Below are 12888 nucleotides of genomic sequence, written 5' to 3'. Positions count from 1 at the left end.
CTGCAAAACATCCCGTTCCACCTGTGCGCTGTGCGGCTGCCGGCGACAGATGCATTTGCAGTCGTAGGTTGTGCCGCTTGCGGTGACGGATGCTCGAGGGTCGCAGATGGAGGACACGACGCTTGCGGTGCGCAACGTCGCTGGCGGTGTGGGATGCTGTGATGCCGCCCGGACGCTGCGGGACGATGGAAAGGGATGGGTCAGGTGAAGAGCTTCTGACCGATCATCGTGTCGCCGGTGCCGATGCCGGGCGGGATGGCGAACAGCGCCGATGCCTGATGCTGCAGGTACTCGGTGAGCAGGTCCTTCTGTGCCATGGTCTTGAGGATCGGATAGAAGTTCGTCCGCGGGTCCCGCACATAGGCGATGAAGAACAACCCCGCATCGAGGCGGCCGAGCGAATCATTGCCATCGGTGAAGTTGTATCCCCGTCGCAACATCTTCGCCCCCTTGTGGTGCTCGGGAGCGACGATGGAGATATGCGACCGAGCATCGATCGCCGGAGTGCCCTCGGCGTTCTTCGCTGAGAAGTCGATCGGGGTGAACTCTTGGTCCGTGGCAGGTTCGGCCACGGATTGCGGGGCGCCATAGCGTTTGTCGCGGCCGATGATGTCTTCCTGCTCGGCCAAGGACACTCGGTCCCAGATCTCCAAATACATGTGGATCTTGCGGGCCATGAAGTACGTTCCGCCGGCCAGCCAGCCATCGGAAGCCGGATCATCACCGGACTGCACCCACAGGTGCTTGTCGAGTTCGCCGTCGGCGTCCTCGCTTTTGATGTTGTTCGTCCCGTCTTTGAACCCGAACAGGTTGCGCGGCGTTTCCTGCTCTGTCGATGTCGAGGAAGTCCGGCCGTATCCGATCTGCCCCCACTTGAGCTTCGCAGTGCCGAACGCGATGCGGGTGAGGTTGCGGATCGCATGGACGGCGACCTGCGGATCGTTCGCACATGCCTGGACGAGCAGATCCCCGTTGCTTTCGGAGGCATGGATGGCTTCGTTTGCGAACTTCGGGACGCCGTCCTTGAGCACCTGCGGCATCTTGTTCGTCAGACCGAAACGGTCCTTGCCCGCTTCATCGACGAACAAAGTGGCACCGAAGCCGAAGGTGATCGTCAGCCCGCTGGCCGGATAACCCCACACCTCACCGGAGTCCTTCGGCGGCAGTTCGGCATTCGCGTCCGGAGCGCCACCGACGAGGTCACCAGCACTCATCTGTTCCGCCGCGACCGTCCAGTCCTCGAGGAGGCCGATGAGTGCCTGACGGTCCGAGGTCGTGACATCGAAGGCCACCGTGTACATATTGTCCTGAGCGGGAGTGAGGATGCCCTGCTGCTTCTCGGCCCGGAATGGATACCTGAGATGGACGGCGGACTGCTTCTTCTCCTGCGCCCCGCGCACTGCATAGCCGGCCGCACCTCCGCCGACACCGGCGATGCCGAGCGCCCCTGCGGCCCCGCCCAGGGCGAAGAGCCGCCGCCTGGGAATACCGCGGACCTTACCCTCGGCTGATGCCGATTCCGCGTCAGAGGCAGCCGCCTCGGTGGGGTCGTCATTGCTCATTCACATACTCCAACAGACTTCAGCGCAGGATGGTGCCGCTGACTTGGGACAGCGGTTCACTCAGGGCGTTGACGGCATCGGAGAGCTCCTGCTGGGCCTCGGTGTAGTCGGTGTCCTGCGGGGCTTCGCCGGCGTCCTTCTGCACTGCCGCGACCTTCGAGTAGTCCTCGTAGAGGATGTTGCCGTCATCGTCCTTGCCGGTCTGGTACTTCTTCAGCACCGTCTTCACACCGTCGAGGTTCGTCGTGATCTTCTCGGCGAGGTCCGGATCCTGCGCCTCGACGAGCTTCTCGACATTGCCGTAAGCCACCTCGGCGCCTTCGACATTCGCGTGGAAGTCATAGAGGTCGGTGTGCGAGAAGGTCTCCTCCTCACCGCCGATCTTCGACAGTGCGACCTCTTCGAGCAGCGCGGATGCACCCGTGGCGACATCGGAGAGTTGGAGTTCGAACGCTCCGCTGGCACCGTCGACCTTGCCGTAGACGAGGTCGTAGAGGGTCTTCGTGTCCTCGTTGAGTTTGTCCGCGACCTTCTTACGGTCGGCTTCGGACTCGAATTTGTAGCCTTCGGACTCGTCCGTGAACAGATCGGCTTCGATCCGGTGCCAGCCCGTCCAGTCGGCTAGGACCTCGGGGTCGTTGGGCTTCTTCCCTGCATCAGCCGAGAGGTCCTGGACTCGGCCGTCGAGCGCACCGTCGAGGTCTCCGGCTTCCTTGATGCCGAAGGATTCGGCGGTCGGTTCGATGCGTTCATAGTGCTGACGCGCCAGCGGATAGAGCGCCTTCGCCTTCTCGGTATCACCCGAGGTGTAGGCGTCGGTGAAGTCCTTCGTCGCGTCGACGAGCTGACCGACCTGGTCCTTGACGTAGCCGGTGTAGTTCGTGATCGCCTTGTCCTCGGCGGCCTGGGTGTCGCTGTCGACCGAGATGTCTTCGCCCTTCGTCACCGCGAATTCCGCCAGGCCGACGAAGTCGCCGACCATGTTCGGCTTGCACGCCGTGTAGTACGTGCCTTCGTCGAGTGCCGTGGTCACCGTGGTCGTCGTGCCCGGGCCGATATTCTCTTTCTCGGACTCGATCTGGAGCTTGTTCTCGGCGAGGATCTCGAACTCGTTCGGCTTCGTGCCCTTGTTCGTCACCGAGAAGCTCACCTTGCCCGAAGGCAGAGTGGCGGGGCTGACCTCGCAGGTGTCATCGGTGATCTTCACCGTGACAGTGTCGCCGCCTGAGGCAGCATCGTCCTTCTTGTTCTGGGGATTGTCGGTGCAGGCTGCCAGCGACAGGGCGAGCAGAGTGACCGTGGGCAGAGCGATGAGAGCGGAGTGGTGTTTCATGGATGTCCTTGCAGATGAGACTGGTGAATGAGGATGGTGCTCTGGTGCGGCCGGGCCGCACCAGGGGCGGTGCGGAAGATCAGGGATGGGGCATCGTCGCCGATGATCTCGGCTCGACCGTCGCCGAGGTGGGGGTTGCCTCGGCGAGGGTGTTCCCTTCCGTCGGGGCGGGGGTCGTCCCGCCCTTTTTGCGGGGTGACTTCCCGTGGACCTGGCGGAAGAAGATGATGGCCACGGGAACGATGTAGACGATCCAGCCGATGGTCTGGAGCACCGTAGGTTGGACGTTGACCTGGAAGATCGCCTGTCCGAGGACGTAGAGCCAGTAGATCGGCGACGTGGGTTCCGGCAGCAGGTGGCTGACGTCCCACGCATGGTTCATGATTCCGGGAAGGACCCCAGCCTCCTGCAGATCGCTGATGCCGTACGCGAAGATTCCTGCGGCGACGAGGATAAGGAAGTATCCGGTGACGGAGAAGAACAGCTTCATGTTGATCTTGCGCGAACCGCGGTAGATGAGCCAGCCGAGGATGAGCGAGAGCAGCAGCCCGGTGACGACGCCGGCGGTGGTGGCGACAATGTTGTTCTCCACCGAGGAGCGGACCGTGGCCCAGATGAACAGCGCGGATTCCGCGCCTTCCCTGCCGACGGCGAGCACGGCGAGCCAGACGAGACCCCAGCCGGACGAGCGCTTGTCCAACGAGGCGGCCATCGACGATTCGAGTTCACCTTTGAGCGCGCGTGCGTGCTTGCCCATCCAGAAGATCATTCCGGTCACCAGGGCAACGGTGATGATGGAGAGCACGCCGCCGATTATCTCCTGCGCCTGATAGGTCAGGGTCTTCGGCCCCCAGGTAAGCAGGGCGCCGATGCCGAAGGGAATGAGCGCGGCGATACCGACGCCGAGCCAGAGTTTGGGCAAGACGTCTCGGCGACCGGTCTTGACCAGGTAGCCCACGAGGATGCCGATGACCAAGGTGGCCTCGAGACCTTCGCGCAACGCGATGAGGAGGTTCGCGACGAACATCTGACTCACTCTCGTCAGTTCGTCGAGGCGGGTGTTCGGGCCGTCTCGAAACAGGATGAACGAATTTAGCCTAACCTAAGGTCGGCTGATTCAGTGTACATCCAGTTTCGTGGTGCTGCGGACCGAGAAATAGCCCGACTTTCAGCGGCGGCAGGGGTGATTGTCGGATTCGACAGGTGGATCGCAATCAGGATCAGAGGGCGAGAGGATCTTCGGCGGGGTAGGTGAGGTTCCCATCGTCGCCAAGTCGTGCACCCTCGCTGAGCTTCGCCGCATCGACATGTCCCGCACCGAGGATGTGTGAGACCGCGTGGCCGCGGGCAAGCAGGTGGTCGGCGATGATTCTGCGGTGGCAGCGCCACCACACGGCCTCTGAGCACATGAGGACGCAGCGTTGGGTCGTCGACCATTCGATGAGGGTGTCGAGGTCGGTGTGGAACTCTTCGGAGAGGCAGTGGTCGGCGTAATTGTGGAAGCTGCGGTTCTGCCACCAGGCATTCGTCTCAAACGGCACGGTACGGCTCACGGGGCGACGTCCGGTCAGTCCCTCGAGACGGCGCAGGTCGATCCCTGCCTCGGCGAGGTCGCTCTCAAGGGTGTCGGCGTTGAACCAGGGGTTCTTCGTCGAACCAGGCAGCTTGCGGACGTCGACGACCACCTCGCTGCCGGTACCCGCGAGCAGTTCGATGAACTCATTCAGTTCACGATTCGAATGCCCGACTGTCAGCACACGCGGCAGAGCGGCGTCCGCAGGGCCGGCCGACGCGGCGGGGGATTTCGCCGTGTCCAGTCCCGTCATTCGTCGTCGATGAGGTGCAGAGCGCTGCCTTTGTGGGCGGCGATGTGATCGGTCTTGTCGCTCTTGACCTCGTACTGCGGGTCCTCTGCCGAGGCGCGGCGACGGTGTCCCTTGTAGTCGAAGTCGGCAGTGTGGACCTTCGTGATATGACCGGAGACCTGCCCTGCCTCGGAGTTCCAGCCCACGTGGTCACCGACCGAGAATTCGGTTGCCATGATTCCTCCCTGCCTGAGTCTGTGATCCTATGTGCAGCCTACGCCCCTGAATCCGCGTCCTCAGCTCTCGGAGAGGTCGGCGATGAGGGCGTCGATGAAGGATTCGCAGGCGGCAATCTGGTCGAGTTCGATGAACTCGTCGGGAGCGTGAGCCTGAGCGATGTCTCCGGGACCGCAGACGACGGTCGGGATTCCGGCTTCGGAGAACAGCCCCGCCTCGGTGCCGTAGGTGACCTTGTCATCGGTGGCGATAGCGCCCCAGTTCGCGGCGAGCGAGACGATGTCCGCATCGGCCGGAGTCTCGCAGCCGGGAGCTTCGGCTTCGATCGTGAAGTCGACACCGGCGGTCTCGTTCTCGGCGGCCATGGCTCGACCGAGGCGTTCGGCTTCGGCGCGGAAGCGTTCGATGAGGGACTCGCGGTGCACGGAACCGAGCGAACGGAACTCGAACTGGACGGTCGCCTCGGCGGGGATGGTGTTCACGGCGATGCCGCCGTTGAACGTGTTCGCCGTGACCGAGGTGAAGGGCACGACATAGGCCTCGTCGAAGGGCCCTTCGGTGCGGAATTCGGCTGCGACGGCGTGAACGAAGGCGACGAATTCGGAGGCATAGGCGATGGCATTGACGCCCTCGGGGGTGAGCGAGGAATGGGCGGCGACGCCATGGAAGTCGACGCGGAAGACGTTCATCGATTTGTGGCCGCGGATGGCCCGCATGCTCGAGGGTTCGCCGACGATGCAGCCGCGGGGCGCCAGGCCCTCCTCGGTGATGGCCTCGACGAGGGAGATGGCGCCCACGCAGCCGATCTCCTCGTCATAGGAGAAGGCGAGGTGGATGGGTTCGCGGAGTTTTGCGGATTTGAGCGCTTCGAGGCGGGAGAGGATGACGCCGATGAAGGACTTCATGTCGGCGCTGCCGCGGGCAAAGTACTTGCCGTCGCGGATCTCGGGGGTGAACGGGTCGGAGGACCAGTCCTGGCCGTCGACGGGGACGACGTCGGTATGCCCGGACAGGACGATGCCTCCACTGGTCGTGCCGTCGGCTGCGGGAATGGTCGCGAGCAGGTTCGCCTTCGTGCCCTCCGGGTTCGGGATCCGGCGTGATTCGATGCCGGCGGCCTGGAGGCGGGCTTCGACGTGGTCGATGAGCGGGAGGTTCGTGTCCCGGCTCGTCGTGTCGAAGGTGATGAGACTCGTGATCTCGGTGATGGTGGCCTCGGCGGGTGTCGTTGACACGACTGCTCCTGACTCTCGGATGCGGGTGGTCTCGGTTCGGTCAGATCGCTGCGTCTGCAAGAGGGCCGCGGTGGTCCCAGCGGGGACGTCGGACGTCTCCGCGGAGTGGCGGTCCAAGAGAGGACGTGGTCCCCGTGCAGGACAGCGGTGACCATACGCCTTCACTCTACGGGCCGGACTCGTGCCGTGTGGGACCGGCCCAGTAAGTGGGCACTGCTCAGCATAGTGCGCGCAGCTTTTGAACCATGAGTGTCCATATTCAAGTCCCAGCGAGGACGAGAAGTGCCTCATTCCGCGCATCGAGCCCGTCGTCGGGGATTTCGGCGGACATCTCCTCGCGCATGACCGCTCTCTTCACCGGGTCCATCGTCAGCTGAGCCGAATAGGTGAAGACCATCGACAGCCACTCATGCCTCGAATAATGGAGGTCTTCGACGAAAGTGGTCTCATTCGGGGCGAAACCGGCATCCCGCAGTTGCGTGAGCGCCGGATGTTCGACGGGTTCGACCGTCAGTGCGGGTTCAGTCGTACCGCTGCCCGCCCTCGCCTCTTGGCTCGCTTCGGTGCCCCAGCTCGCTCTCGAACCGAGACTCGCGGTTTTGCCGTCGGAATGAAAGCGAGCGATGACCGCATCGAGCCGGGTCTTCAGCTCACTGATGGGTTCGATATCGTTCCAGGCCAGAGCCAGAATTCCACCGGGGCGGAGCACCGTGCGAACTTTCGGCAGAGCAACCAGAGGATCGACCCAGTGGAAGGACTGACCGAAGCTGACGAGATCGAAGGTCCGGCCCTGCGGGTCCCAGTCCTCGAACGTCGAAACGTCCACATCGAGACCTTTGGACCGAGCGATCGCAGCCATCGCGGGATCTGGTTCGACGGCGAGGATCTCGGCGCCTGCTGACCGGAGCTGGGACGCAAGAATGCCGGTACCGGAACCGACATCGAGGATGCGCGGAGCACCCAAGGTCCGATCGCCGGTGGACGGTGGTGAGGCATCCGTTCGAGAGCCGGTGCCAACTGCGGCCGCTTCCATGATCGCTGTGATGAGCGCGGCAGGGTACTTCGGTCGGAATTCATCGTAGTCCCGGGCGACCCCGCCGAAGGATTCTGCCCGTTCACGATTCTCGAAGTATTCCATCTACGAAGCCTAACGATTCGCGGTCGGGCACGGCCGCCTCGGCGACTGTCACGATGGCGCATCTCTCATGAGTCGTGGCATCTCCACCCGGCGCACCGGGGAGATACGAGAGCGACGGGGCGGATAGCCGGCAGCGCGGGGAAGTAAGAGCAACGGTGAGGGACGCTCGCGGGCGATAGGGTGTCCCGAGCGGTGGGGCACTCCGCGGAATTCCCAGGTGCGAACCCGCCTGCGGATGCGTGCAGAGAGGTCGGGTTTCGCTAAAGTCGTGGAGCAGGGGGTAACGATGTCGATCGAGAAGACACCATCCGTACCGCGTTTCGGCGCCGGCAGCGGAAACGGTGGGCCGGCCGAACTCACGCCGGAGGATCAAGAGCGCGCTCGCGGGCTGAAGAAGATGCGCACGCTCGCGCTCTCGCTGCTCATCCTCGCCACGCTCATCTTCCTCTCCACCCACCTCTTCACCGACAACACCGGCGTCTGGGGGTTCGTCTCCCGCGCCTCGGAGGCCGCGATGATCGGCGCGATCGCCGACTGGTTCGCCGTCACCGCGCTCTTCCGCCACCCACTCGGGCTGCCGATTCCGCACACCGCGATCATCCCGCGCAAGAAGGACACCCTCGGAGCGAGTCTGTCGGCCTTCGTCGCCGCGAACTTCCTCCACGCCGAGGCGGTGTCGACGAAGATCCGATCCGCCGAGATCTCCCATCGAGCGGGGAAATGGCTGGCCAAGCCCGCCAACCGAGATATCGTCGTCGACCGTGCTGCAGGAGGGCTCGAATATGTGCTCGCGCGTATCGATGACGACTCCATCAAGGCGCTGACCAGGAACGTGATCATTCCTCGTCTCGTGGCCACCCGAAAGACACCGGTGCTCGCGCAGCTGCTGCGTCAGATCGTGCTCGACGGGGCTCACCACAGACTCGTCGACCTCATCGTCGCGGAGGCCTACAGCTGGCTGGGTGACAATCCGCAGGTCATCGATGAGATCGTCCACAACCGGGCACCGTCCTGGGTCCCCGATTTCGTCAACGAACAGCTGGCCAACCGCCTGCAGCGCGAAGTGCTCGGCTGGGTCGCCGACGTCCGCGACAACGAATACCACAAGGCTCGACAGGCGCTGGACGCGTGGCTCGTCGACCTCTCCGACGACCTCGAATCCGACTCATCCCTGTCCCAGCGGGCCGAAGAGATCTTCAACGACCTGCTCAGCCAGGAGGGAGTCGTCGACTCCGTCCTCGAGATCTGGAGTTCGCTCAAACAGCTGCTGCGCGAGGCCATCATCGACGAAGGCGGCGAAGTCCGCGCCCGCATCTGGCAGCTCATCGGCGAATTCGCCGACCGACTGCAGGCGGACTCGGAATTCTCCCGGCGCATCGACGACCGGATCGCCACCACCGCCGGTGATCTGGCCGAGAGTTTCGGCCCCGAGATCGCCAGCGTCATCTCCGACACCATCGAGCGCTGGGACGCGAAGGAAGCCGCCGAGCGCATCGAGCTCTACGTCGGGCGCGACCTCCAGTACATCCGCATCAACGGCACCGTCATCGGCGCGCTGGTCGGCCTCGTGATCCACACCGTCATCGTGTTGCTGCCTGGGTGAGATCGGCAGACCCGCACCGAGGTTGCCCGGTCCTCTGCGGCGGAGACGATCCAGACGTCGAAGGAGTAGACCTGGTCGGTTGGTCGGGCGGGACCACGGGGCAGCCAGCCCGGATCTCGCATGTCGATGAGGTGGTGTCGGAAGACTGTCAAGCACGGTGCCCTGAACTCGGTTTTCCGTCAACGGAGGTTGGGAAATCCGGCACCGGCTGACGGGCTGACTGCATAGTGCCAAGGCCCGTTGGGTGAAAACATGGAGGCATGACTGCTTCACAGCATCCTGCCGCAGCGCAGCAGCCCGTCCTTCAGCACCCCGCCATCATCACCGCCGGAAACGTCACCAAGCACTTCAACCAGACGTATGCTCTCGCCGGAGTCGACCTCACGATCGGCCTCGGCGAATCCCTGGCCATCATGGGGCCCTCCGGTTCCGGCAAGACGACTCTCCTGCATTGCCTGACCGGCATCATCAGTCCCGACAGCGGCCGCATCCGACTCTCCCCGACCGACCGCAGCGCCGCCGCCGAGACCACCTCCCTCAAGGAATCCGGCCGCACCGCTCTGCGCCGCGAGGTCTTCGGCTTCGTCTTCCAACAGGGACTGCTCCTGCCCGAACTCACCGCCATCGACAACGTCGCGCTCGCCGCCATGCTCGCAGGCATGAACCGCTCGGACGCCACCCAGCACGCCCGGGCCTGGCTCGACCGTCTCGGTCTGAGCGAGCACGGACACAAACGGATCGGACAGCTCTCCGGAGGTCAGGCGCAGAGAGTGGCGATCGCCCGCGCCCAGGTCACCCAGCCCGTCGTCACCTTCGCCGACGAACCGACCGGCGCCCTCGACTCGCGCACCTCGAACGAGGTTCTCACCGAGCTGCTGGGCTCGACGGTCGGCCGCGGATCCACTCTCGTCGTCGTCACCCACGATGAGAACGTCGCCGCCCGCTGCTCCCGTGTCGTCAGACTCGCCGACGGTCGCATCGTCGCCGACTCGGCAATGCAGGAAGCCGCCCAGTGATGAATATCCTTCCCCTCCTCCTGTCCGAACGGTCCCTGACCTCGACGACGTCGCGCCTCGTCGGAATCGCCTTCTTCTCCTGCTCGACGATCTTCCTCACCGTGGCCGCCGGCGCCTGGGCATTCATCGACCGCCCCGAGGTCTCCGGATACGCCGAGGTGGCCGAGTTGTACCAGCTCCTTGCCGTCCTCGCCACGGTCCTCCTCATCGTGCCCGCGACCAGCCTCGGGGTCGCCTCGGCGAAATTGAGCGCCCGCCGTCAGGACGAACGACTCTCGACCCTGTCCCTGCTCGGGACGCAACGCGGCACGATCCGCCTCATCGCCGTCGCAGAACCCTTCATCCCCGCCTGGCTGGGCATCCTTGCCGGAATCGGCGGCTACCTGCTGGTCGCCTGGCCGCTGAGCTTCATCACGTTCGTCGGCGAACCCCTGGGCTACCAGGCACTGCTCATGCCGGTCTGGCTGCTCGCCGCAGTCGTCGCCGGCCTCCTTGCCGTCTGTCTGATCGCCTCGCTCATCGGCCTGCGCAAGATCACCGTCTCCCCGCTGGGTGTGCGCACCCGGTCGCTGCCCCGGAGATTCCCCCTTGCCCGCATCATCACGGTCATCGTGCTCATCCTCATCGTGGCCGCAGCGATATTCGTCTCCACCCAGATGGAGATGCCGATGGCGGTGACGATCATGTACAGCATCTCCACGATCGGCATCACCCTCCTGCTCATCAGCGTCCTCGGCGTCCTGTGCATCCGCATCCACGCCGGCATCGCCGGCAGAATCGCCCGCGGTCCCGCCTCGGTGATGGCGGCGGGAATGATCGCCGATGCCCCCGGACAGTACTGGCGCCGGGTCGCCGGGCTGGCGATGATCACCTTCATCGCCGTCGTCGGCGGGGCGGGTACGGCGATGATGCGCAGCGGTCAGGAGGACTTCTCCGCCGAGGACCGCGCGGTCATGGGTCCGTACCTCCACCTCGGCGACGATATCTTCACCGGACTCATCCTCACCCTGGTCATCGCCTTCGTCCTCGTCATCGTCTCGGCCACGATCAACCAGGCCGCTGACATACTGGACCGGGCTCAGACATACCGCGAGCTCCACGCCGCCGGAATGACCCAGCAGATGATGCACCGGGTGACCGTCAACGCAGTGATGTCGCCGATCCTGTTGGTCACCGTCGTCTCCCTGTTCCTCGGCGGAATCCTCGCCTGGCTCATGGCTTCGGTGAGCGACCTCGGCGATCCGTTCACCATCGGAACCGTCGCCGCCGTCCTCGTGGCCGGGGTTGCGATGGTGTGGCTGGGGCTGCAGGTCACCCGCCCGCTCGTCCGGCGGGTCACCGAGATCGATCCCCACAACCGCACCCTCGCCGAGGCGGCACCCGAGAACCGGGCCACCGCCGAGGCGACCATGGCCTGAGAGGAGACCCGATGTCCACGTCCTTCGCAGCAGTTCCCCTCGTCCTCGGACGGAGATCGCTGACCTCGGCGAGCTCCGTGCTCGTGGCCGCCGCATTCTTCGCGTGTGCCACGCTGTTCCTCACCGTGGCGGCCGGGACCTGGATGTTCTTCCAGACCCCGCCGATAGCAAGAACTTCCGCACGACACGCCCGAGCTGCGTCTGGCAGAGCGGTTTACGTGCGTAATTTCAGCCGCGATGGGACGATTTAGGCACGGCAGAAGTTGTGGTTAAGGTGCCGCGGTTGGGAAGGAAGACCTAATGAACTGGACTGATCCCCCCGAAGTCATCGTCCCCTTGAGTGGATGGGCCTACTTCGGTTACACCATGCTCGGGCTGTTCGCTCTAATCGTTTTTGTCGCCGCATCTCTACTGCTCGCAAATGGAGAAGGTGCCGCCGGTTGGATTCTCGCCGGCGGCGGCACGTTACTCTACGCCCCGGCCGCGTTCGCATATCTGAGAACGGTGGAGATCGCCCTCGATATGCCCAACATGGCGATCTGGGCGGGATTGCTCGCGGCCGGCGCTGCAACGTCGTTCGCGCTGCATAAGTTGCGCGGTGGATATTTCGAAGTGAGTTCGCTACTGCCCTTCGCCGGCGCGACCGCGGCCACGGTCGGAGCTGCGGGACTCGATAAGGCCAACGAGCAGCTCGCGCACATCCCGATGGCCTGGGCCACGGTCGTCGGCTTGTTGCTTATCGGTGGTTTCCTCGTGGCCCGCATGGGCGGTGTTCTCCGATGAGCACCTAAGTCAGTTGCATCACACGCCGACATCGAATCACATGGATGAAATTTTTGCCTGTGGATAAGGGTGGAAAAGGATTGTATTCGAACAACGCTTGCTTTAGTCTTAAACACAGAACTCCTGGTCAGAGAACCGGCGCGTCTTACGCGTAGCCTGTGGACGAATGTGGATAAAACCACAACATGTTGTGGATGACTGAAGCTGAACCTACTATATGTAGTTTTCATCTGTAGAATGGTGCCTGAGAGTTCATACCGCGTACGTGAATCTCCGGGCACAAACAAATACCCCTGCTGCGAACAGGGGTAGTGTCTGCCAATGTGTGGCTACAAGGAGGTCAATTCCTTGGGATGTTTACACTCTGAGGATAGGCGCCGGCGCCGGCGAAAGTCAATGCGCCGCGCCAGCCTCCCGAGGTCGCCCTGACCCGAGGAGGCATCGTGGAGCCAAAGCGGAACCGCGAACCGAACTGGGCGTTCTGGGGATTCTGCCTTAACTGCATTCGTGCAGTCTGGGAGATCGCCCGTTCGTTCTTCGGCTGAGTAGTCGGACAGCGGGGCAGCGTCTTCGGATGCTGCCCCGCTGTTGTTTCCGCCGACCACTATGTCAAGGAGGTATATGAGCTCAACAAATCGGCTCTTCGCAGTTAGGGGTGTAATCGGGGTCTGAATCCTCCGGCCTCGAGCAGGCTCCGGGCGATGTAGTGGGTCAGGTTCCGGAACCCCAGCGCTGAACCACGCAAGTGTTCCAACCGG

General features: G+C 63.7%; 12 protein-coding genes. 5 read left to right on the top strand and 7 right to left on the bottom strand.

Annotated features, from left to right (window positions below; genetic code table 11):
* Positions 1 to 200: 200 nt before the first annotated feature.
* The 7 genes from HK353_RS15450 to HK353_RS15420 all read right to left on the bottom strand — a co-directional run bounded on the left by HK353_RS15450 (position 201) and on the right by HK353_RS15420 (position 7310).
* A complete protein-coding gene (locus tag HK353_RS15450; protein WP_173157594.1) occupies positions 201 to 1562 on the bottom strand; it encodes a Dyp-type peroxidase in 1362 nt (453 codons plus the stop codon).
* A 19-nt stretch (positions 1563 to 1581) separates the two neighbouring features.
* Entirely contained in the window at positions 1582 to 2895 is a 1314-nt protein-coding gene (efeO, locus tag HK353_RS15445; protein WP_173157592.1) for an iron uptake system protein EfeO, read from the bottom strand.
* Positions 2896 to 2974: 79 nt separating this feature from the next.
* A complete protein-coding gene (efeU, locus tag HK353_RS15440; protein ID WP_173157590.1) occupies positions 2975 to 3922 on the bottom strand; it encodes an iron uptake transporter permease EfeU in 948 nt (315 codons plus the stop codon).
* 193 nt (positions 3923 to 4115) lie between these two features.
* Complete coding sequence (locus tag HK353_RS15435) at positions 4116 to 4721, bottom strand: DUF488 domain-containing protein (protein ID WP_173157587.1); 606 nt, start codon at positions 4719 to 4721, stop codon at positions 4116 to 4118.
* Complete coding sequence (locus HK353_RS15430) at positions 4718 to 4936, bottom strand: hypervirulence associated TUDOR domain-containing protein (protein ID WP_101546501.1); 219 nt, start codon at positions 4934 to 4936, stop codon at positions 4718 to 4720. Before HK353_RS15430 ends, HK353_RS15435 begins: the two co-directional genes overlap by 4 nt.
* 60 nt (positions 4937 to 4996) lie before the next feature.
* Positions 4997 to 6172, bottom strand: a complete 1176-nt coding sequence (gene argE / locus HK353_RS15425) for an acetylornithine deacetylase (RefSeq protein ID WP_342589961.1) — start codon at positions 6170 to 6172, stop codon at positions 4997 to 4999.
* Between the two features lie 259 nt (positions 6173 to 6431).
* Positions 6432 to 7310: a class I SAM-dependent methyltransferase gene (locus HK353_RS15420; protein WP_173157582.1), complete on the bottom strand. Its 879-nt coding sequence runs from the start codon at positions 7308 to 7310 to the stop codon at positions 6432 to 6434.
* A gap of 286 nt (positions 7311 to 7596) precedes the next feature.
* Here HK353_RS15420 and HK353_RS15415 point away from each other — a divergent pair, with 286 nt between their 5' ends.
* The 5 genes from HK353_RS15415 to HK353_RS15395 all read left to right on the top strand — a co-directional run bounded on the left by HK353_RS15415 (position 7597) and on the right by HK353_RS15395 (position 12130).
* On the top strand, positions 7597 to 8913 hold the full coding sequence (locus HK353_RS15415; protein ID WP_173157580.1) for a DUF445 domain-containing protein: 1317 nt from the start codon (positions 7597 to 7599) through the stop codon (positions 8911 to 8913).
* Positions 8914 to 9173: 260 nt separating this feature from the next.
* On the top strand, positions 9174 to 9929 hold the full coding sequence (locus tag HK353_RS15410) for an ABC transporter ATP-binding protein (RefSeq protein ID WP_173157578.1): 756 nt from the start codon (positions 9174 to 9176) through the stop codon (positions 9927 to 9929).
* Complete coding sequence (locus HK353_RS15405; protein WP_173157576.1) at positions 9929 to 11347, top strand: FtsX-like permease family protein; 1419 nt, start codon at positions 9929 to 9931, stop codon at positions 11345 to 11347. Before HK353_RS15410 ends, HK353_RS15405 begins: the two co-directional genes overlap by 1 nt.
* An 11-nt stretch (positions 11348 to 11358) precedes the next feature.
* A complete protein-coding gene (locus HK353_RS17220; protein ID WP_245396077.1) occupies positions 11359 to 11598 on the top strand; it encodes a hypothetical protein in 240 nt (79 codons plus the stop codon).
* Between the two features lie 49 nt (positions 11599 to 11647).
* Positions 11648 to 12130 (top strand): hypothetical protein, encoded by a 483-nt coding sequence (locus HK353_RS15395; RefSeq protein WP_173157574.1) that lies wholly within the window; start codon positions 11648 to 11650, stop codon positions 12128 to 12130.
* Positions 12131 to 12888 lie beyond the last annotated feature (758 nt).

The organism is Brevibacterium permense (genome assembly GCF_013280495.1).
GTDB classification, from domain to species: Bacteria; Actinomycetota; Actinomycetes; order Actinomycetales; family Brevibacteriaceae; genus Brevibacterium; species Brevibacterium permense.
This window is presented reverse-complemented; position numbering and strand designations above follow the sequence as displayed.